General features: G+C 66.6%; 21 protein-coding genes and 1 pseudogene. 9 read left to right on the forward strand and 13 right to left on the reverse strand.

Annotated features, from left to right (window positions below):
* Genes SLQ30_RS01595 through SLQ30_RS01605 form a run of 3 tightly spaced genes read right to left on the reverse strand, consistent with a single transcriptional unit; the run spans position 1 to position 3,148 of the window.
* The gene (locus SLQ30_RS01595; protein WP_319445091.1) at positions 1 to 876 is read right to left on the reverse strand and encodes an SDR family oxidoreductase; all 876 of its coding nucleotides are present in this window, start codon (positions 874 to 876) and stop codon (positions 1 to 3) included.
* Positions 873 to 1,793: an alpha/beta hydrolase gene (locus SLQ30_RS01600; protein ID WP_319445092.1), complete on the reverse strand. Its 921-nt coding sequence runs from the start codon at positions 1,791 to 1,793 to the stop codon at positions 873 to 875. The genes SLQ30_RS01595 and SLQ30_RS01600 overlap by 4 nt, the downstream gene beginning before the upstream one ends.
* Positions 1,790 to 3,148, reverse strand: a complete 1,359-nt coding sequence (locus SLQ30_RS01605) for a cytochrome P450 (protein WP_319445093.1) — start codon at positions 3,146 to 3,148, stop codon at positions 1,790 to 1,792. The genes SLQ30_RS01600 and SLQ30_RS01605 overlap by 4 nt, the downstream gene beginning before the upstream one ends.
* A gap of 149 nt (positions 3,149 to 3,297) precedes the next feature.
* On the opposite strand from SLQ30_RS01605, the gene SLQ30_RS01610 reads away from it, so the two are divergent.
* A complete protein-coding gene (locus tag SLQ30_RS01610; protein ID WP_319445094.1) occupies positions 3,298 to 4,800 on the forward strand; it encodes an NAD(P)/FAD-dependent oxidoreductase in 1,503 nt (500 codons plus the stop codon).
* 30 nt (positions 4,801 to 4,830) lie between these two features.
* On the opposite strand, the gene SLQ30_RS01615 is transcribed toward SLQ30_RS01610, so the two are convergent.
* Positions 4,831 to 5,859 carry an Rv2578c family radical SAM protein gene (locus SLQ30_RS01615; RefSeq protein ID WP_319445571.1) on the reverse strand — a complete coding sequence of 343 codons (1,029 nt, stop codon included), beginning with the start codon at positions 5,857 to 5,859 and terminating at the stop codon, positions 4,831 to 4,833.
* A gap of 160 nt (positions 5,860 to 6,019) precedes the next feature.
* Here SLQ30_RS01615 and SLQ30_RS01620 point away from each other — a divergent pair, with 160 nt between their 5' ends.
* Positions 6,020 to 6,223, forward strand: coding sequence for a cold-shock protein (locus SLQ30_RS01620; protein ID WP_319445095.1), 204 nt, complete (start codon positions 6,020 to 6,022; stop codon positions 6,221 to 6,223).
* An 89-nt stretch (positions 6,224 to 6,312) separates the two neighbouring features.
* Here SLQ30_RS01620 and SLQ30_RS01625 read toward each other — a convergent pair whose 3' ends face one another.
* A complete protein-coding gene (locus SLQ30_RS01625; protein ID WP_319445096.1) occupies positions 6,313 to 6,435 on the reverse strand; it encodes a hypothetical protein in 123 nt (40 codons plus the stop codon).
* Positions 6,436 to 6,504: 69 nt separating this feature from the next.
* Between SLQ30_RS01625 and SLQ30_RS01630 the strand changes: the two are divergent.
* Positions 6,505 to 6,645: pseudogene (locus SLQ30_RS01630) on the forward strand (gamma-glutamylcyclotransferase); the annotation flags it as partial.
* Positions 6,646 to 6,648: 3 nt separating this feature from the next.
* Here the strand turns inward: SLQ30_RS01630 and SLQ30_RS01635 are convergent.
* A complete protein-coding gene (locus SLQ30_RS01635; RefSeq protein ID WP_319445572.1) occupies positions 6,649 to 7,083 on the reverse strand; it encodes a hypothetical protein in 435 nt (144 codons plus the stop codon).
* A 64-nt stretch (positions 7,084 to 7,147) separates the two neighbouring features.
* Positions 7,148 to 7,579 carry a D-aminoacyl-tRNA deacylase gene (gene dtd, locus SLQ30_RS01640; protein ID WP_319445573.1) on the reverse strand — a complete coding sequence of 144 codons (432 nt, stop codon included), beginning with the start codon at positions 7,577 to 7,579 and terminating at the stop codon, positions 7,148 to 7,150.
* Between the two features lie 136 nt (positions 7,580 to 7,715).
* Between dtd and SLQ30_RS01645 the strand changes: the two genes are divergently transcribed.
* Genes SLQ30_RS01645 through SLQ30_RS01655 form a run of 3 tightly spaced genes read left to right on the forward strand, consistent with a single transcriptional unit; the run spans position 7,716 to position 9,863 of the window.
* On the forward strand, positions 7,716 to 8,744 hold the full coding sequence (locus SLQ30_RS01645; RefSeq protein ID WP_319445097.1) for a catalase family peroxidase: 1,029 nt from the start codon (positions 7,716 to 7,718) through the stop codon (positions 8,742 to 8,744).
* Entirely contained in the window at positions 8,741 to 9,274 is a 534-nt protein-coding gene (locus tag SLQ30_RS01650) for a cytochrome b (protein ID WP_319445098.1), read from the forward strand. Before SLQ30_RS01645 ends, SLQ30_RS01650 begins: the two co-directional genes overlap by 4 nt.
* A gap of 55 nt (positions 9,275 to 9,329) precedes the next feature.
* Positions 9,330 to 9,863 carry a hypothetical protein gene (locus tag SLQ30_RS01655; RefSeq protein WP_319445099.1) on the forward strand — a complete coding sequence of 178 codons (534 nt, stop codon included), beginning with the start codon at positions 9,330 to 9,332 and terminating at the stop codon, positions 9,861 to 9,863.
* Here the strand turns inward: SLQ30_RS01655 and hisS are convergent.
* A complete protein-coding gene (hisS, locus tag SLQ30_RS01660; RefSeq protein ID WP_319445100.1) occupies positions 9,849 to 11,108 on the reverse strand; it encodes a histidine--tRNA ligase in 1,260 nt (419 codons plus the stop codon). The genes SLQ30_RS01655 and hisS overlap by 15 nt on opposite strands.
* Complete coding sequence (locus tag SLQ30_RS01665) at positions 11,101 to 11,766, reverse strand: MBL fold metallo-hydrolase (RefSeq protein WP_319445101.1); 666 nt, start codon at positions 11,764 to 11,766, stop codon at positions 11,101 to 11,103. The genes hisS and SLQ30_RS01665 overlap by 8 nt, the downstream gene beginning before the upstream one ends.
* Before the next feature lie 146 nt (positions 11,767 to 11,912).
* Between SLQ30_RS01665 and SLQ30_RS01670 the strand changes: the two genes are divergently transcribed.
* Both SLQ30_RS01670 and SLQ30_RS01675 read left to right on the forward strand, forming a co-directional pair.
* On the forward strand, positions 11,913 to 12,812 hold the full coding sequence (locus tag SLQ30_RS01670) for a peptidylprolyl isomerase (RefSeq protein ID WP_319445102.1): 900 nt from the start codon (positions 11,913 to 11,915) through the stop codon (positions 12,810 to 12,812).
* 12 nt (positions 12,813 to 12,824) lie between these two features.
* Positions 12,825 to 13,862, forward strand: a complete 1,038-nt coding sequence (locus SLQ30_RS01675; RefSeq protein WP_319445103.1) for a peptidylprolyl isomerase — start codon at positions 12,825 to 12,827, stop codon at positions 13,860 to 13,862.
* 12 nt (positions 13,863 to 13,874) lie between these two features.
* On the opposite strand, the gene SLQ30_RS01680 is transcribed toward SLQ30_RS01675, so the two are convergent.
* On the reverse strand, positions 13,875 to 14,207 hold the full coding sequence (locus SLQ30_RS01680; protein ID WP_319445104.1) for a helix-turn-helix transcriptional regulator: 333 nt from the start codon (positions 14,205 to 14,207) through the stop codon (positions 13,875 to 13,877).
* A gap of 97 nt (positions 14,208 to 14,304) precedes the next feature.
* On the opposite strand from SLQ30_RS01680, the gene SLQ30_RS01685 reads away from it, so the two are divergent.
* Positions 14,305 to 15,516: an MFS transporter gene (locus SLQ30_RS01685; RefSeq protein ID WP_319445105.1), complete on the forward strand. Its 1,212-nt coding sequence runs from the start codon at positions 14,305 to 14,307 to the stop codon at positions 15,514 to 15,516.
* Positions 15,517 to 15,586: 70 nt separating this feature from the next.
* On the opposite strand, the gene SLQ30_RS01690 is transcribed toward SLQ30_RS01685, so the two are convergent.
* The 3 genes from SLQ30_RS01690 to SLQ30_RS01700 form a co-directional block, all read right to left on the reverse strand.
* On the reverse strand, positions 15,587 to 17,896 hold the full coding sequence (locus tag SLQ30_RS01690) for a RelA/SpoT family protein (RefSeq protein WP_319445574.1): 2,310 nt from the start codon (positions 17,894 to 17,896) through the stop codon (positions 15,587 to 15,589).
* An 82-nt stretch (positions 17,897 to 17,978) separates the two neighbouring features.
* Positions 17,979 to 18,527: an adenine phosphoribosyltransferase gene (locus SLQ30_RS01695; protein WP_319445106.1), complete on the reverse strand. Its 549-nt coding sequence runs from the start codon at positions 18,525 to 18,527 to the stop codon at positions 17,979 to 17,981.
* Positions 18,509 to 20,161 (reverse strand): ABC transporter substrate-binding protein, encoded by a 1,653-nt coding sequence (locus tag SLQ30_RS01700; protein ID WP_319445107.1) that lies wholly within the window; start codon positions 20,159 to 20,161, stop codon positions 18,509 to 18,511. The genes SLQ30_RS01695 and SLQ30_RS01700 overlap by 19 nt, the downstream gene beginning before the upstream one ends.
* Positions 20,162 to 20,167 lie beyond the last annotated feature (6 nt).

Consider the following 20,167-nt stretch of genomic DNA (forward strand, 5'->3'; position numbering starts at 1 on the left):
CTACGCGCGGACTTCCTCAGCCGGTGCGCTCGCGCGCGCCTTGCCGCGCAACCGTGACTCGAATCGGCTGAGGATGTCGTAGTAGTGGGTCGGCGCGATCCGCGAAAGCGTGTCGAACAGATAGGCATCCGGGCCAACCAGAATGCGTGCCTTGCCCTGTTCGACCCCGCGGTGGATGATCGCGGCGGCCTTCTCGGGTTGAGTCATCGTGATGGCGGCGAACTCCTGCGCCATCTGATCCTGGCTTCGGCCACGTCCCTCCGGGTCCTTCCGGAAGCGAGCGTTGCGCACAATGTTGGTGTTGATTCCGCCAGGGTGCACGTTGACCGCCCTAACGCCCGTCCCGCGTAGCTCCTGGCGAAGCGAATCGGTGAAGCCCCGCACCGCGAACTTCGCCGAGCAGTAGGCACTCTGGTTCGGCATGCCTGCCAATCCGAACACGCTCGACGTGTTGACGATCGATCCGGAGTCCTGTGCGACGAGCAACGGCAGGAACGACCGGGTTCCGTGGACGACGCCATGGAAGTTGATGTCCCACAACCACTGGTCGTCCTCGGGAACGCTGTCGAGCACCGACGATGCGACGGCGACGCCCGCATTGTTGAACACGGCCCCCAACGGAGTCGGCGCCCACCCGGCCACTTGATTGGCGAAGTCGCGCTGCGCGTCCGCGTCCCGCACGTCGAGCACCCGGGTGAGGGTAGGCCCTGACAACGACGCTTCCGTCTCCTTCAAGCCGCGCTCGTCGACGTCCGCGATGGCGACCGCCGAACCGTGAGCCGAAAGTCGCTGCGCAAGTGCACGACCGATGCCGGATGCCGCGCCGGTGATGACCGCGGTGCGACCGCTGATTACGTGTTTGGCCGAGCTACTCATGCTTGCTCCTCATAGGTGGGATTGGCGACGGACGCCGGTGCGGTGTGGTCTGCGATCAGGTCGAGGATGCGTCCCCACGCACCGAAGGGAAGGTCGTGTCCCATGCCGGGCATCGTGACGAACTTCGCCCCCGGTATCGCGCGGGCGGTGGCGATGCCTCCAGTCGGATGGACCATGCGGTCCCGGTCGCCGTGGATCACCAGAGTCGGTACCTCGATCGCGCCGATTTCGGCGGTCCGGTCGCCCGAGGCGAAGACGCCTGCGAGTTGTCGCGTGACGCCGTCCGAGGTGGGGTCGCGATCCCAAGCGATGCCAGCCTTCTCCCGCACCCACCCCTCGTCGAAGGGGAAACCGTGGGATCCGATGTGCTTGAAGACCTTCACCGCGCCGTCGACTGCCTGCGCGCGGTTGCGGGGCGGACGCGCGGTTGCCATGCGCCACCAGGTGGACGGCGCCGGACGTCCGATGCGTGGCGCACCGGTGTTCGACATGAGCGACGTCAGCGTGCGGACCCGACCCGGGTACTGCGCCGCGACGGTTTGAGCGATCATGCCGCCCATGGAGATTCCGACCAGGTGGGCGTCGCGATACCCGAGTCCATCGAGCAGGCCGATAGTGTCACGGGCCATGTCGCCGAGATGGTATTGCCGGGGGTGGTTGCCGCCACGCAAAACGGCAATCGGGTTCGGCGCTGGATAGTCCATGTGCGTCGACCGGCCCACGTCCCGGTTGTCGAACCGCACGACCCGGCGCCCTCGGGCCGCGAGCGCAGCTGCGAAATCTGAAGGCCAGGAATGCAATTGCTGACCCAAGCCAGGGATCAGCAGGACCGGCGGATCGGCCGGATCGCCGAACGCGTCGTAGCACAGCTGGATGCCGCGACCCACGTCGACTACATGCTCGCCGCCCGGGCTCACGCCGACACCTGCGCTGCGCCGTCACGCACGGCCGGCTCGGCACGCGGTGCCCGGCGGTGGACGACGGCGCGGCCGCCGCGGCCGGGTGCAGTGGCCACACCGCGGGAGTGCATCGATTCCCCAGCGGCATAGGTGGTGCCGAACTCGAACTCGCGCAGCAGGGTGCGAAGCGTGACCATCATCTCCATGTTGGCGAATGCGGCTCCGATGCAACGTCGGACGCCGCCGCCGAACGGCACCCAGGCGTGAGTGTCCGGCGGGCTGCCGACGAATCGGTCGGGGTTGAACGTTGCGGCGTCGGGGAAACTACGATCTGACGCGTGTGCCAGTGAGATACCGACGATAATGGCGTGGCGCTCTGGAATCACCCACTCCCCCAGCTTGATTCGCGTCTTGGTCATTCGCGCGGTGGCGTTGATGACCGGGCGGCTGCGCTGCACCTCGAAAATGGTCGCCTGCAGTAAGTCGGATTTCCCGGCGTCGACCTCGTCGGCGAGTCGGTTGAGCAGCCGAGGATGCCTGCGCAGCCGCTCGACAGCCCACGCCAACGTCGTCGCCGTGGTCTCGTGGCCGGCTGCAAGTAGGGTGAGCAACTCGTCGGCAACGTGGTCGTCGGAGATCGGCGACCCATCCTCGTAGCGCGCCCGCAGCATCAAGGCGAGCACGTCGTTGCGGTCGTCGAAGCCTGGATCGTTGCGTGCGTCGGCGATCAACCCGGCAATGATCGCGTCGTAGCGCCGGCGCATGGCCTCCACTCGACCCCACGGACTCCACGGGCCGTAATCCCGCCGCGCGATGGGAGGCAGCACGGCAAGTCGGGAAGCCCGCAACACCATCGGCGGCAACAACTCCCGCAGTTCCTCGAAGGCTTCTCCCTGGGCGCCGAAAACCGTTCGGAGGATCGCGTTCAGCGTGATCCGCATCATCGAGGGCAGCGTCGCGAATTCTTCGCCTTCCGGCCAAGTCTCGAGCTCGCGCATCACTTCTTCTTCGATGATGTGCTCGTAGCCCTGCATCCGCTTGCCGTGAAACGGTGGAACAAGCAACTTGCGGCGCTGGCGGTGAGGGACTCCCTCGAGGCTGAAGGTCGACCCGGGGCCCAGCACCTCCCCGAGCGTTCCGGCGCGGGCGATCAGGTCGTTACTGGTCGTGAAGAGGTCCTTGATCAGTGCGGGGTCGCTGATCACCACGGCGTGGCCGAAAATGGGCAGATTCAGCGTGAACTCCGACCCGTACCGGCGGCCGAACGCTCTGACGGCCTTGTCGCGATTGACCACGAAGCCGATGCCCTGCAGCAGCTTCGGAATCGGCGGTCCGGGTGGCAATCGGACGGGGTCGGTGGTGGCTTCACCCATGTTCTTCTCCTCGATGGCGGCGCGCCCCTACGGTACGTCTCAGTACCGAACTCCACAAGGGCTCTTTCCACACACGTTCAATAGTGGTACTTTCAGGTACCGTCACCGGTACTCACACGTACCGGCAGTCCGAACGAGAGGTGCGCCCCATGTCGACGAGCGATCCCATCGAGTACACCGACGTGCTCGTCGTGGGGGCGGGGCTGTCCGGTGTCGGCGCCGCGTGCCAACTGCATCAGGACTGCCCGGACAAGTCCGTGGTCGTACTCGAGGCGCGAGCGGCGATCGGAGGCACCTGGGACCTCTTCCGCTATCCGGGGATCAGGTCGGACTCGGACATGTTCACGTTGGGCTACCGGTTCCGGCCGTGGACGGAACCCAAGGCCATCGCCGACGGCCCAAGCATCCTGCGCTATATCCACGACACCGCTCGCGAGTTCGACGTGAACCGGCTGATTCGGGTGAATCACCGAGTGGTGCAAGCGAGTTGGGACAGCGCCGCCGCCCGCTGGACCGTGGAGGTGCATCGCACCGACCTCGACCAGACCGTCACCATGAGCTGCGCGTTCCTGTACGTCTGCTCGGGCTACTACCGCTACGACGAGGGCTTCAGCCCGAAGTTTCCCGGCGTGGAACGCTTCGCGGGCCCAGTCCTCCACCCCCAGCACTGGCCGGAAGGACTGGACTACCGCGGCAAGCGGATTGTCGTCATCGGCAGTGGAGCGACGGCCGTGACGCTGGTCCCGACCTTGGCCGAGTCGGCCGCGCACGTGACGATGTTGCAGCGCTCGCCGAGCTACGTCGCGACCAAGCCGGCCAGGGATCTGCTCGCCGACCGGTTGCGGTCCCGGCTGCCGCAGAAGTTGGCCTACGCGATCGTGCGCTGGAAGAACACCCTCCAGGGGATGGCCATCTTCCAACTCAGCCGTCGCCGCCCGGAGCTGGTGAAGTCGATGCTGCGCAAGGCCGCGGTGAAACAACTGCCCGTGGACTATGCCGTGGACACCCACTTCGCCCCGTCGTACAACCCGTGGGACCAACGGATGTGCCTGATTCCCGACGGCGACCTGTTCACGGCCATTCGAGAAGGTCGCGCCTCGGTGGTTACCGACCAGATCGACACGTTCACGGAGACGGGCATCCGGCTGGCCTCAGGAGCCGAGCTCCCCGCCGACGTCGTGGTCAGCGCCACCGGATTGAACATGCTCGCGATCGGCGGGATGACGCTGCAGGTCGACGGTCACCCGGTGGAGCTGTCCGAGACGGTGTCCTACAAGGGCATGATGCTCTCCGGTGTCCCGAACTTCGCATGGACCATCGGCTACACGAACGCCTCCTGGACGCTCAAGGCCGACCTGATCGCGCAATACGTATGCCGACTGATCGCGCACATGGACCGCGAGGGCTACGCCGTCATCACCCCCGACGCGCGCGGCGTGGCAGCCGCGCATCCGTTCCTCGACCTGACGTCGGGGTATGTGCAACGCAGTATGGACTTGATGCCCAAGCAGGGCGATCGGCTTCCGTGGCGGCTGCATCAGAACTACGTCCGCGACGTGGCGCTGTTGCGCCGCGGCCCCATCGACGACGACGTGGTCTTCACGACGCGCGCCGCGGCGGCACGGGAGCAGGTGCGCCAAGCCGTGAGCTGAGCCGCCTTCCAGCCGACGGGCACGGTTCGGTTAGAACAACATCGGTTGAAGTGTGTGCGGCAACGCCCCGGCGGATTGAACCGCCGGGGCGCTGCGCATCGCAAATGGTCGATTGTCGGACGCCAAGCCGTGCTTGGCGATCAGGGGCGCCACGCGGGCGCTCAGCTGCTCGCGGTAGCTCTGCGGCAGGTATGCGCCGCGCCGGTACAACGCGCGGTACTCCCCTATCAGTTCCGGATGTTCACGGTTGAGCCAACCCATGAACCAGCCACGTGTCGAGCCACGCAGGTGCAGGCCGAATACGGTGACGCCAGTCGCGCCGGCGGCGGCGATCCGGCCCAGCAGCGCATCGAGTTGCGCCGTGGAGTCGGTCAGGTGTGGCAGCACGGGAGCGACCATGACATGGCAATCAAGGCCCGCCGACCGCACGGAATGGATCAACCCGAGGCGCGCCTCGGGCGTCGGGGTTCCAGGCTCGACGCGGCGGTGCAACTCCGCATCGCCGATGGCCAAGGATATCGCGACGCTGACGTCGACCTTCTCGGCTGCCTCCGCGATCAGTGGAAGGTCACGCCGCAGCAGCGTGCCCTTGGTCAAGATCGAAAACGGCGTACCGGAGTCCGTGAGCGCACCAATGATTCCCGGCATCAACGCGTAGCGGCCCTCGGCGCGCTGGTACGGATCGGTGTTTGTGCCGAGTGCGACAGTCTCGCGGGTCCACGAGCTGCGGGAAAGTTCGCGGCGCAGCACGTCCACGACGTTGACCTTGACCACCAACTGGGTGTCGAAGTCGTCGCCGCAGTCGAACTCCAGGTATTCATGAGTTGGCCTGGCGAAACAGTACCGACAGGCGTGGCTGCACCCGCGAAAAGCGTTGACGGTGAAGCGAAATGGAAGATTGGATGCTTCTGGCACCTTGTTGAGCGCCGACTTGGACAGCACCTCGTGGAAGGTGATTCCCTCGAACTGAGGCGTGCGCACCGAGCGCACCAAACCGAGCCGCGCAAGCCCGGGCAGGGCTCCATCGTCGACGGCGGACTTCTGGCGATCCCATCGCATAGTGCAGTCGAACATACATTCGATAAATTCGTCAAGGATGCGTGATTCGCACATGCGCTTCCATTGACGGCTTAGTGCAGTAAGCTCATGGGCGGATGTGAGACGCATCCGCAGGTGGGTGTACTCAACATCCAAGTTTGATGACAGGTAAAGATTAGATATGCCGCAGGGAACTGTGAAGTGGTTCAACAGCGAAAAGGGCTTCGGCTTCATCGCTCCAGAAGATGGTAGCCCGGACGTTTTCGTCCACTACTCCGAGATCCAGGGCAGCGGCTACCGCTCGCTCGAGGAAAATCAGCGCGTTTCGTACGACCTCGGTCAAGGCGCCAAGGGGCCTCAGGCCACCGGCGTCACCGCGATCTAAGAACGTCAACAAAACTTTGGGCTGGCAAGGTCAAACCCTTGCCAGCCCTTAGTGTTTTGCGGGCCGCTCGAGCTGGGTAGGTCCGGCTGTCAGAGCAGCGAGACGATCAGCCCGTTCGCGAACGTCCCGCCGCCCATTGGTGATTGGCGTTTGCCCCGGGCACGTCCGAACGTCAGCATCACCATGACGCCCAGTGGCATGCGCCGACTCATGTATTCAATGGATCGGTGACCGCTGAGCCGACCGAGTTGTTGTGTTCCTAAGGAACGCACTCCGTCAGCGTCGAGGGCGCGGTATTCGCAATCAGCACAGCCGATTTGGCAGCCGCCGACGACTACGAGGTCGACGACTATCAACGTGTCTTGGTCCCGCTGCGCTCGGGCGAACGGGCGTGGGTCTACGTGTTCAGCGGCGAGCGCTGAGCGTCACCACTGACCGAGCTGGCACTGCAAGTTGTATGGCGCGTCCTGCTGCACCGCGATCTGACCATCGACGGTGATTTCGCAATGCGGATTCGGCGCCTCCCGACCCCCGTGCGTCGTGCTGCTCACGGTCAAGATCGCCCATTGCGGGTCCGCCAGCGTGGTGTCGAACGTCCACGGCACGCCCGGGGCGAGCGTGACGGTCTCCTTCTTCAAATACGCGTAGGAGTCGGCGTTGTAGGCCGCCTTATTGGCAGGTTGCGTCGTCAGATAGTAGAGATCGAAATCCGCACCTCCTGCCGCCGTCAACGAGTAGTGGACCTGATGCCCAGCGGCGGGATCGGCAGCGGACGTGCCCTGACTGACCGCGACTCCGGCGGACGCCACCAGCGCCGCCATCGCAAATGCCGACCCGATCTTGGATTTCGCTATTCGCATGACCGTCACATCGGCGGACGCTACCGGATCGTTACATTCCGCACCATCCGTCACGTGACTGCCCTCAGAGTTCGAGCAGCACCGTGACTGGCCCGTCGTTGACCAACTCCACCTGCATGTCCGCCCCGAACACCCCGGTCTGCACGTGCGCGCCGCGGTCGCGCAGATCAGCGCAGAACTGCTCGACGAGTGGTTCGGCGACGGGCCCCGGCGCCGCGGCGTTCCACGACGGCCTGCGGCCCTTTCTGGTGTCCGCGTACAGCGTGAACTGGCTGACGACCAAGATCGGCGCTCCGACGTCAGCAGCGCTCGCCTCGCCGTCGAGAATCCGCAATTGCCAAAGCTTTTCGGCCATCTTGCGGGCGAGCGCCCCGTCGTCGGTGTGCGTGACGCCCACCAACGCCACAAGCCCCTGGTGTGCGGGCGCGATCGAACCAACCACCTCGCCCTCGACGACCACCCGAGCGGACGTCACGCGCTGCACCAGGACACGCACGGTCGCCGATGTTGCCACACTTCCGTCACATGTATCGCCCGGTCGAACTCGGCTGCGTGTGGTACCTCTGGTAGTCGTGGACCAGCCCCCACCGACCGGCCTGAATTGGCACGGGACTCGCCTTACCCGACGTTCGATGCTGCTGGGAATCGGCGCCGTCGGCGCGTTCCTTGCCGTCGACCTCGGCGCGATCGCGTACGCGAACAATTGGATCGGCAGCGACCGCTTCTCCCGGCAGGCGATCATCGACCGGTTCCAGTCGATCTTCGGCCTGCATCTCGGCTTCCGACGCAACCACGCGAAGGGCGTCGCGGTGTCGGGCCACTTCGAGAGCAACGGCGCCGGGCGCGAACTGTCCGCCGCCACTGTGTTCGCCGCAGGCACCTTCCCCGTCGCCGGCCGGTTCTCGCTTGGTGGCGGCAATCCCGCCGCACCCGATGACCCGACAACGGTGCGCGGGTTGGGGCTCGCGATAGGTTTTGCGGGCCGACAGCAGTGGCGCACGGCGATGATCAACGCGCCGGTCTTCCCGGTCAACACGCCCGAGGCGTTCTACGACCAGTTGCTCGCGTCCAAGCCGGATCCGAAAACCGGAAAGCCCGATCCCGACACCATGGCGGCCTTCCTCGCGAAGTATCCGGCGACCGCCGCCGCGATGAAGGTGATCAAGGCGCACCCGCCGACGCCGGGCTTTGCCGACAGCACGTTCTCCGGCCTCAACACGTTCCGATTCATCGCAGACTCCGGCACCGCCACCCCGGTGCGCTGGGCGTTCGTCCCGCGCCAGGCCGCACGTCCCGCGTCAAGCAGTGGCCCCGACGTCCTCTTCGACGCGCTGGTGCGGCAGCTGAAGGCAGGCCCAGTGAGCTGGGATCTGCACCTCAACGTGGGCACCGAGCAGGATCCCATCGATCCGACGGTGCCGTGGCCGACCGACCGCCGCGTCATCAACGCAGGCACTCTGACGTTGACGTCGGTGGAAACCGAAGCCGCGGGCAATGCGCGCGACATCAACTTCGATCCCCTCGCGCTGCCCGACGGCATCGAGCCGTCCGACGATCCAATACTGAGCGCCCGGTCATCGGTGTACGCGGCCAGCTATCGGCTGCGCACTGGCGAACCGAAGTCGGCCTCTGCGGTGCAAGTCGACGAGGTGGCTTCGTGACGAGCGTCAACCGCTTCCCCGTGCGGTCGCGAATCTTGCATTGGCTCACCGCAATCCTGGTCTTCGCAGCACTGCTGATCGGCTTCACGATGGTCAACACGCTGGACTCCTACGCCGCCCTGGTCGCCATTCATATGACGCTCGGCGTGACCATCCTCTTGGTCGTCGCCGTGCGGCTCGTCAACCGGTTCACCTCGCATCCGCCCAACTGGCCACCCACTGTGGGCAGGCTCGAGGGCAAGCTCGTCACCCTCTCCGAGCGTGCGATGTACGCGCTTCTGCTTGCTCAGCCGCTCGTCGGGTGGGCAATGATCTCGGCATCGGGGCGACCACCGGTGATCCTTGGCGGGCACCATCTGCCGCGCATCGCACCATTCGATGCGGACCTGTTCTTCTGGCTGCGCCAAACGCACACGGTGCTGGCCTTCCTTCTGGTGGCCGTCATCGCAGCGCACGTTAGTGCGGTGCTACTGCACACCCTGACGCTGCGCGACCGCATGCTGTCCCGGATGACGTTCGGGCGCCGCTGACGGCAGGCCTGCCGAACCGTCCGCCGGCGGACGGTCAGCGTGACAAGCTACCCCGATGACCACGCCAACAGAGCCACGCATCCTGGCGGACACCGGCGGCCTCGTCGTGACCGACGACGGCAGGCGGGTGCTCGTCTTCGACCGCGGCACCGGCGCGTTGGCGGTGACGGCATTCGTGCTCGGGATAGTCGCCATCATCCTCATCGGATTCGGCGCAGTCGCGCTCTTCGGCCTGTCGGCCGCGGTCGGCGCCGCCTTCCTCGCGGTGGGCGTCGTGGGCGCCGTCGGCACCGGCCTGGCAGTGCGGACGTTTCGGCGCAGGCGCGCGCAGCCGCTGAACGCCTGCAACTCCGTCGCGGTGATCGATCGCAAACTCGGCTTGTTCAGTTACGCAGGCGGAGCCATCCTGCCGTTGGATCAGGTTCGCTTCGAGCGCCGGATGCAAATCGGTTCGAGCTCACCGAAGTTGGTCGCGGTGTTGCCGCGCAGCACCCGGGTGCTCAAGCGTGGCAACCCGTTCGACGGAGGCATCGGCGACGTTGATCAGGTGCTGACTGCCGCCATCGCTCGGGTGTCACCTCAGTCTTGAGGTGAGCTCGGCGACGACGGCGTCGGTGGCGACGTCGACCTGCTCCCCCGTCGACAAGTCTTTGACGCCGACGGTGCCCGCCTCGACGTCACGGTCGCCGACCACCAGCGCGATGCGCGCCCCGGACCGGTCGGCCGCCTTCATTGCGCCCTTCACCCCACGGCCGCCGTAAGCCAGGTCGGTGCGTATGCCGTTGGCCCGCAGCTGGCCGGCGAGTTTGACGAGCACGAGCTTCGCCTCGTCGCCAAGTGGCACTCCGAACACTTCGACACGTACCGTCTCGCCGACGGTCTTGCCTTCGGCCTTCAGCGCCAACATGGTCCGGTCGACGCCGAGGCCGAATCCGATGCCCGAGAGATCCTGCCCGCCCAGCTGCTGCATCAGCCCGTCGTAGCGGCCGCCGCCGCCGATGCCGGACTGCGCGCCGAGTCCGTCGTGGACGAACTCGAACGTGGTCTTCGTGTAGTAGTCCAGCCCGCGCACCATCCGCGGGTTGATGACATACGGCACGCCGAGCGCATCGAGGTGCGAGCACACGGTGTCGAAATGCTGCTTGGCCGCATCAGACAGATGGTCGAGCATCAACGGTGCGTTTGCCGTGAGCGCACGGACCTCTTCGCGCTTGTCGTCGAGCACCCGCAGCGGATTGATTTCGGCCCGTCGTCGAGTCTCTTCGTCCAGGTCCAGCCCAAACAGAAACTCCTGCAACAACTCCCGGTACTGCGGGCGGCACGTGTCGTCACCCAGCGAGGTGATTTCCAAGCGGAACCCATCCAGCCCGAGCGAACGGAAACCCGCATCGGCGATCGCGATGACCTCGGCATCCAGTGCGGGGTCGTCGACTCCGATGGCCTCGACACCCACCTGCTGAAGCTGGCGGTAGCGCCCCGACTGCGGGCGCTCGTAGCGGAAGAACGGTCCCGAGTAGCACAGCTTGGCCGGCAGCGGCCCGCGGTCGACGCCGTGTTCGATGACCGCACGCATGACGCCGGCAGTGCCCTCGGGCCGCAGGGTGACGGACCGATCGCCGCGATCGGCGAACGTGTACATCTCCTTGGATACGACGTCGGTCGACTCGCCGACCCCGCGTGCGAACAACGCGGTGTCCTCGAAGATGGGCAGCTCGACATAGCCGTAGCCGGCGCGGCGGGCAGCCTCGAGCAGGCCGTCGCGGACGGCGACGAACTGCGCGGAGTCCGGCGGCAGGTAATCCGGGACGCCCTTGGGCGCCTTGAAGTCAGTCACTGAGGCCTTCGATGAATGGGTTGGTGCGTCGTTCGGCGCCGATCGTGGACTTCGGGCCGTGTCCCGGTAGTACCACGGTGTCGTCGTCGAGCACCAATAGTTTGGTCACGATCGACGTGAGTATGTCGCGGCCGCTGCCGCCTTCGAGGTCGGTGCGCCCGATCGACTGCTTGAACAGGGTGTCACCCGTGAACGCCAACTCCGATGGGCCATCGGTGACCCGGAAGACGACCGAGCCCCTGGTATGGCCTGGGGTGTGATCGACGGCGACCGTGATGCCGCCCAACTCGATCTTGTCGCCGTCGCGGTCCAGTTCGACCACCTGGCGGGGCTCGCGAAAGAGCGCGCCGAACGCCATCTGCGCCAGCCTCGGGCCGAAGCCCTTGATCGGGTCGGTCAGCATGCACCGATCCTCGGGATGGATGTAGGTCGGGCAGCCGTACGTGTCGGACACCTTCTGCGCCGACCACATGTGGTCGATGTGTCCGTGGGTGAGCAGCACCGCGGCAGGGGTCAGGCGATGCTCGTCGAGAATGCGTCGCAGCGGCCCCATGGCCCGCTGACCTGGATCGACGATGATTGCGTCAGCACCGTCGTGCGGGGCCAGCACATAGCAGTTGCACTGCAACACGCCCGCTGGGAACCCCTTGATCAACACACCGACCAGTTTCCCATCTCGCGTTCACGTGGGTCGCGGCGCCCACACTCAGCCATTCCTGGCACACTCGTTGCCGACTGTGAGCGACGTCGCCTCCCGGCGGTGTCGGTGTCACGAAAGCGATGACCACGAGGAGGACAGCGGCGGTGCCGACCAACGAGCAACGGCGAGAGACGGCCAAGCGGAAACTCGAGCGGCAGCTCGAGCGCAGGGCGGCCCAGGCGCGCAGACAGCGACTCTTCACCATCATCGGCGCCGGCGTCGGCGCCCTCCTGGTCATCGGAGCCGTCGTGGCGACCGTGTTGTATTTCAACAAGGGCTCCGGCACCAACGCGGCGTCGGCGGCCACCAGCACGTCGGCGGCGCAAGATGCTCCGCCTGCGCCAGGGCAGCCCGCGGCACCCAAGCCGCTGCCGGCGTTTGCGGCACCTGCCGGACTCGGCGACAACTGCCAGTACCCGGCCTCGACCGATCCGGCCGCGAAGAAGGCGACTCCACCCCGCGCGGGCAAGGTGCCGACGGATCCCGCTCAGGTCAGCGTCAGCATGGCCACCAATCAGGGCAACATCGGCCTTCAGCTGGACAACGCCAAGGCGCCGTGCACGGTGAACAGCTTCGCCAGCCTGGCCCAGCAGGGCTACTTCAACGACACCACCTGCCACCGGTTGACCACGGGTGAAGGCTTGTCCGTGCTGCAGTGCGGCGACCCGAAGGGCGACGGCTCCGGCGGCCCGGGCTACCAGTTCGCCAACGAGTACCCCTCCGACCAGTACCAGCCGGACAGCCCCGACCTGCAGAACCCGGTGATCTATCCGCGCGGCACGCTCGCGATGGCGAACGCCGGACCAGGTACCAACGGCAGCCAGTTCTTCCTCGTCTACAAGGACTCCACGCTGCCGCCGAACTACACCGCGTTTGGCACCATCGACCAGACCGGGCTCGCGACGTTGGACAAGATCGCAGCGGCGGGCGTGGATCCGGCCTCCGGCCAAGGTGACGGCAAGCCCAAGCTTCCCGTTCAGATCAAGACGATTCAGCTGGACTGACGGCCGGCCGCCGTGACCAACCCACCCCCATACGGCGAGTTCCCCCCGACCCCGCCGTCGTACGGGGCGGGCCAGGGTGGATACCCGGGTTACGGCGGCTTTCCGGGCTACCCGCAAGCGCGGGGGACGAACACCATGGCGATCGTCTCGCTGGTCTCGGCTTTTCTGTTCCCACCGCTGGGCATCGTCTTCGGACACATCTCGCTGTCGCAGCTCAAGCGGACCAACGAGGAGGGCAAGGGCCTCGCCATCGCCGGCCTGGCCATCGGTTACGTGGTGACGATCCTGTCGGTGATCGCCCTGGTCATCGGCATCGTCTTCACCTTCGCGATGATGCGCTGGGCCGACGACCTGACCAGATACGACTCCCCCTACCCGCGCAACCCCAGTGCCACGGCCTTTCCGGCGCCGGGGGAAAACCTGCCGCCGTTCAAGCCGCCGGCCACCTTGGGCTCCAACTGTCAGTACCCGTCCACCACGGAACCGGCCAGCAAGCCCGTCACGCCGCCCAAGACCGGCGCCTCGGCCACCACACCGCAGACGATCCCCGCGAAGATCACCACGAACGTCGGCGTCATCGGGCTAACGCTGGACAACGCCAAGACGCCGTGCACGGTCAACAACTTCACCAGCCTGGCGCGGCAGGGCTTCTTCAACAACACGACATGCCATCGGCTGACCACGTCGGCCACGCTCGGGGTACTGCAGTGTGGTGACCCGACCGGAAGTGGGACAGGTGGCCCGGGCTACCGCTTCCCCAACGAGTATCCGACCAACCAGTACCGCATCACCGATCCCGCGCTGGAGCAGCCGGTGCTGTACCCGCGGGGCACCCTGGCGATGGCCAACTCGGGCGCGGGCACCAATGGCAGCCAGTTCTTCCTCGTCTACGCGGACTCGCAACTGCCGCCGAGCTACACCGTGTTCGGTTCGATCGACAGCGCGGGACTGACCGCGCTGGACAAGGTCGCCACGGGCGGCGTGCAGGGCGGCGGGGACGACGGTAAGCCGGTCACGGGCGTCACCATCGAGTCCGTGCAACTCAACTGACCTTGGGTGGGGCTAACTCGATTCCATTTCCTGGTTCGCCTTTGCCACAATGGAATTCAGTAGTCCTGGCATAACCGCGTCCACCTCGTCGGCCCGCAGCCGTTGATGGGTGTGCCCGTCGATCACCACCCGCTCGGTGAGCCCCGCTTCGCGGAGCACCTTGAAGTGATGGGTGGCCGTCGACTTGTTGATGCCGTCGTACAGCAACGCGCATGACACCGGCACCGCGGCGTTCTGCAACCGCCGGACCATCTCCAGGCGGACCGGGTCGGCGAGGGCGACGAGCACCTGCTGCACGCGGGCCACGACGGGCGCGGTGAGTTCGCCGGCCTGCGGTGCCGTCACGCTGTGCCCTCCATCACCGTAAGTTTGATGACCATCGAACCGAGCGTACGCTCAACCGGGTTCGACGTTCATCAAACCTACCTCGCTAGGAGGCCCCGTGACGGCGGTCGCGGTCGACCGAATCACCGGCGAGACCCAGCGCGGCGCCTACTCGCTGCTGCTCGTGCTCAGCGGGGTGGCGTTGGGTGTTTCCGGCCTGCCGGCGCCGCTGTACGGGATGTACGAGGAGCAGTGGCACCTCTCCCCGCTGGCCACCACCCTGGTCTTCGCCGTCTATGCGGTCGCCGCACTGGGCGCGGTGCTGGTGTCGGGCAAGATCTCCGACGTCGTCGGTCGCAAGCCGGTTCTGCTCGGTGCCCTGGTGGCGATGATCGTCGGGCTCGGCGTGTTCCTGGTCGCCGACAACATGGCGATGCTGATGGTCGCCAGGATCATTCACGGTGCCGCCGTTGGCTCGATCGTGGTGGCAGGCGCGGCCGCTCTGCTGGACCTGCGCCCCGACCACGGGGTCCGGTCCGGTCAGCTCAGCGGAGTGAGCTTCAACATCGGGATGACGGTCGCGATCCTCGGCTCGGCGCTGCTCGCCCAGTACGCGCCGCACCCGATGCGCACGCCCTACGCGATCGTCGCGGTGATCTGCGCCGTGCTCGGTGTCGGAGTGCTCGCGCTGCGAGAACCGCATCTCTCGCGGACCCGCGGACCGATCCGGATCGCCAAACCCGCCGTGCCCGCCGAGATACGCGGTGACTTCTGGTTCGCCGCGCTCGGGGTGACGGCGTCCTGGTCCGTGCTCGGCGTGCTGCTCTCGCTCTATCCCTCGCTGGCGGCCCAGCAGACGCATGTCCACAATCTGGTGTTCGGCGGCGCCGTGGTCGGAATGACGGCGTTCTCGGCGGCGATCGCCCAGCTGCTCTCGACCCGGCTGCCCGCACGCCGGTCGGCTATCGTCGGCGACGTCGGGATGGCGATCGCGCTCATTCTCACCGTTCCGGTATTGGCAACGCACAGTTGGCCTTTGGTGCTCGCGGCCGCTGCCGCACTAGGCGCGTCGTTCGGCCTGGGCTTCGGTGGCTCGCTGCGGCACCTGTCGCACGTCGTGCCCGCCGACCGGCGTGGTGAAACAATGTCGGCCTTCTACCTGATCGCGTACGCCGCCATGGCGGTGCCCACCATCGTTGCGGGCTGGGCGGCAACGAAATGGCCGCTCGGGTCGGTGTTCCCGTGGTTCGCGGGCGCGGTGGCCGTCGCGTGCCTGATCGCCGCAGGCGTCGGCGCGGTCACCACGCGCCCGCGCGCCCTGCCGGCTTGAACGTTGGCCGGATGTGGACTTTGCCACGGCGTCGATCCGAATACCGTTGCGGTAATCCACGTTCGGCGGGCTAAGCCGCGGACGTCACCCGGTAGACGTCGTAGACGCCCTCGACGTTGCGCACCACGCTCAGCACGTGGCCAAGGTGTTTGGGATCGCCCATCTCGAACGTGAAGCGGCTGATCGCCACACGGTCGTTGGACGTCGTCACCGATGCGGACAAGATGTTCACCCGCTCGTCGGCCAACACCCGCGTCACGTCGGACAGCAGCCGGTGTCGGTCGAGTGCCTCCACCTGGATGGCCACCAGGAAGACCGACGACGGCGACGGCGCCCACAGGACTTCGATGATCCGTTCCGCCTGCTCTTGCAGCGACGAGGCATTGGTGCAGTCGGTGCGGTGCACGCTCACACCGCCGCCGCGGGTCACGAAGCCCATGATGTTGTCGCCGGGGACCGGCGTGCAGCACTTGGCAAGTTTGGTCAGCACACCTGGCGCGCCAGGCACCGCCACTCCGACGTCGTCGTTGGTGCGTTGCCGCACCGGCATGGTGCCAGGGGTGGCCCGCTCGGCGATCTCGTCCTCGGCCTCGTCGTCACCGCCCAGCTGAGCCAGCAACCGCTGGACGACGTGACGGGCGGAGACGTGCCCCTCCCCGACCGCGGTGTACAGCGCCGAGACGTCGACGTAGCGTAGTTCGCGGGCCAGCGACGCCATTGAGTCGCCATTCATCAAGCGCTGCAACGGAAGCCCGCCGCGGCGCACCTCGCGCGCGATGGAGTCCTTGCCCGCTTCCAAAGCCTCTTCGCGGCGCTCCTTGGCAAACCACTGCCGGATCTTCGCCTTGGCCCGCGGCGAAACCACGAAGCCCTGCCAGTCGCGCGACGGACCCGCGTTGGCCGCCTTGGAGGTGAAGACCTCGACGACTTCGCCGTTCTCGAGCTTGCGCTCCAACGCCACCAGTCGCCCATTCACCCTGGCCCCGATACACCGGTGACCGACCTCGGTGTGCACGGCATAGGCGAAGTCGACCGGTGTCGACCCGGTGGGCAAGGTGATGACGTCACCCTTGGGGGTGAAGACGAAGATCTCCTGCACCGCAAGGTCGTAACGCAACGACTCGAGGAACTCGCCGGGATCCGCAGCTTCCCGCTGCCAGTCCAGGAGTTGGCGCATCCACGCCATGTCATCGATCTCGGCCGCCGCATGCCCGGCGGGAATCCCGTTGCGCCCCTTGGTCTCCTTGTAACGCCAATGGGAGGCGATGCCGTACTCCGCCGTCTTGTGCATGTCGTTGGTACGGATCTGCACTTCCAGCGGCTTGCCTTCCGGCCCGACGACCGTCGTATGCAGCGACTGGTACACGCCGTACCGCGGCTGTGCGATGTAGTCCTTGAACCGGCCTGCGATGGGCTGCCACAACGAATGCACCACGCCCACAGCGGCATAGCAGTCGCGGATCTCGTCGCACAGGATGCGCACGCCGACCAGGTCGTGGATGTCGTCGAAGTCGCGGCCCTTGACGATCATCTTCTGATAGATCGACCAGTAGTGCTTGGGCCTGCCCTCCACCAACGCATCGATCTTCATGGCGCCCAGCGCCGCGCCGATCTCGGCGCGCACCTTGGCCAGGTAGGTGTCGCGAGATGGCGCCCGGTCCGCCACCAAGCGCACGATCTCCTCGTACTTCTTAGGGTGCAGGATTGCGAAGGACAGATCCTCGAGTTCCCACTTGACGGTCGCCATGCCCAGCCGATGGGCAAGCGGCGCAATGACTTCCAGCGTCTCGCGGGCCTTGCGGGCCTGCTTCTCCGGCGGAAGGAACCGCATGGTGCGCATGTTGTGCAGGCGGTCGGCCACCTTGATGACCAGTACGCGCCCATCCCGCGCCATGGCGATGATCATCTTGCGGATGGTCTCGCCTTCGGCAGCGTTGCCGAGCTCGACCCTGTCGAGCTTGGTGACGCCATCGACGAGATGGCCCACTTCGGTGCCGAATTCAGCCGTCAGCGCCTCGAGCGTGTAACCGGTGTCCTCGACGGTGTCGTGGAGTAGCGCGGCCACCAGGGTGGTGGTGTCCATGCCGAGTTCGGCCAGGATGTTGGCCACCGCCAGCGGATGTGTGATGTACGGATCGCCGGACCGGCGCATCTGGTCGGCGTGGCGGGCCTCGGCGACCTGGTAGGCCCGCTGCAGGATCGCCAGGTCGGCCTTCGGATACATCTCTCGGTGCACCGCGACGAGCGGCTCGAGCACCGGGTTCACCGTGCTGCGCTGGGAGGTCATTCGGCGGGCTAGCCGCGCCCGTACCCGGCGTGACGCGCTCGACGAGGGCTTGGGCAGATCCGTCGGCAGCACGTCCGGCGGCACGATGGGCATGGGCTGCGTCTGCGTCAACGCCTGATCGTCGGCCAACGTCTCCACCTCCTACCCAATGCGTGTGCCCAGTCGAGGATATCCTTCACACTAAGTAGAGGCTGGTGACCGGCACCGATTGCAACTGTCCACGCCCGCCAAGCGCAGTGAGCTCCAGCACGACGCCCGCCGCCACGACGTTGGCGCCGCCGAGTTCGAGCAGTCGCACCGCCGCGGCCAATGTTCCGCCGGTGGCCAGCACGTCGTCGATGACGACGATGTTGCGGCCCGCGATGGAGATGCCGTCGGCCGGGATCTCCAGCGTCGCGGTGCCGTACTCGAGTGCGTAGCTCTGGCTGTGTACGGGCGGCGGCAGCTTGCCGCCCTTGCGGACCGCCAGCACCCCGGTGCCAAGCCTGGTGGCGACGGCCGCACCGAGGAGGAAGCCGCGGGCGTCGACGCCCGCGACCAGGTCAGCACCCGCGGCCACCTCGGCCAGCGCATCGGTGACGACCGCCAACCCATGTGCGTCGGCCAGTACGGGGGTGAGGTCTTTGAACTGGATTCCGGGCTCGGGGAAGTCGGGCACTTCCCGCATCAACGACGCAATCACGGCTGCCGCTGCGCTGGCATCACTCACCGGTTCAACACCCATCGGTCCATGTTCCACCCCGCACCCCAGCGCGTCGGATTGCTGCTCACCGCGATCATCTTCTTCGACGTCAGCAAGGTCCGCTGCTGACGATAGAGCGGAAGCGTTGGCATGTCGCCCCAGAGCACCGGCGAGCTCTCCCCCAGCAGCCGCGCCAACTCCTTGGGGTCCGTCGTCACCGCGAGCGCTCCGATCACGCCGTCGATCACTTCGTTCGAGTAGCCCGAGAGATTGTTGCCGTTCCCGCTATGCAGGGCGTAGGCGTCGATGGCCGACGAACCACTGGATCCGCTACCCGTGGCGCCGCCCGTACTGGCAAGCAAGGCATCGAACTGGTTGTCCTTCAACGCTTGTGGGCCTCCAGAATCGGACGCGGCGTCCTGGACGGTAATGCCGGCCGCTGCGCACGACTTGGCGATCGCTCCCACCGCGGCGGCCAGCCGCGCATTGGGCTTCTGGTACCCGATGCGCACGGTGAGCGGCTGTCCACCAATCGCGTCGCGCGCGGCACCGGGGTTCGCGACGCTGTACTGCCCCGCCTCGGCCTGCGCCTCGGCGGCCGTGATCGAATCCTCTGCTGCCGGATTCAGCCGGGTATTGGCGATCGGCACCTCGGCGTTGCGGGCAATGACGTCCCGGGGCGTGCACAGCGCCAGGGCGCGACGTGCGGCCGGGCCGGCAAGCGGGCCCTGCGGGGCGAAGATGAGCTGTTCGATACCCGCCGACGGCGAGTCCGTGCGGAGATAGTCGTCCGGCAGACTCAAGGTGCCCGTCGAACCCGCGGCGACGTCGACGACATCGTATGCACCCGTGTTCACGCGGTCCTGGATGTCGGCGCCGCGCGGCCAGACGGTTATCCGTCCGGTGAGGGCCTTGGGCCCCCACCACTTGTCGTTGGCGACGAGGACGACCGCACCGTCATCGGTGACCGAGTCGAGCTTGTACGGGCCTGAGGACGGAAATCTCTTGAGATCGAGGTCGGGCGTCAGATTCCAGATGGTGTTCCAGGCGGCGGCGATCCGGCCGACGGTGGCCTGGTCGCCGCTTTGCAGCGCGGTGGTCACTCCGCCGTCACCGAGTCCCAGCTCGTCGGCGATCACGTGGGACGGCATCATCGACGTCGCCGCGAACAGCTGGCCATAGTCGACGAACGAACGGTCCTGTGCGAACGAGACACGGGCCTTCTTCTGCCCCGGCGCGCAGTCGACCGAGGCGACGTCGCCGTAGCCGGCCCGGCTGGCGGCGTCGAATCCGGGGAATCGCCCCGACTGCGCGGCCCATGCCAGCACCATGTCGTCGCACGTGATGGGCTTGCCGTCGGAGAAGACCGCGTTGTCGCTGATCTGGTAGTCGAGTATCAGCGGGGCCCGCCCGACCACAAGGACGGTGCCGAAGTCGCGGTCACCGACGACTTGCCCTTCGGGTCCGTGATAGTTGAACCCGGTGAGCACGCGGGCGAACGCCTGCGGGCCGCCCGATGCCGCGCCCGCCACGGTGTTGGTGTTGTACGTATCCAGTGATCCGTCGACCGCGTAGTCGATGGTGTCCGCGCTGCCCGAACATGCGGATAGCGCCACGGAGCCGACAAGCGACAGGATGGCCGCCAGGATCGCGGCTCGCCGGGATCGGGCAGGCATCAGGCC

The sequence above is a fragment of the Mycobacterium sp. RTGN4 genome (assembly GCF_033804635.1).
GTDB lineage: Bacteria > Actinomycetota > Actinomycetes > Mycobacteriales > Mycobacteriaceae > Mycobacterium.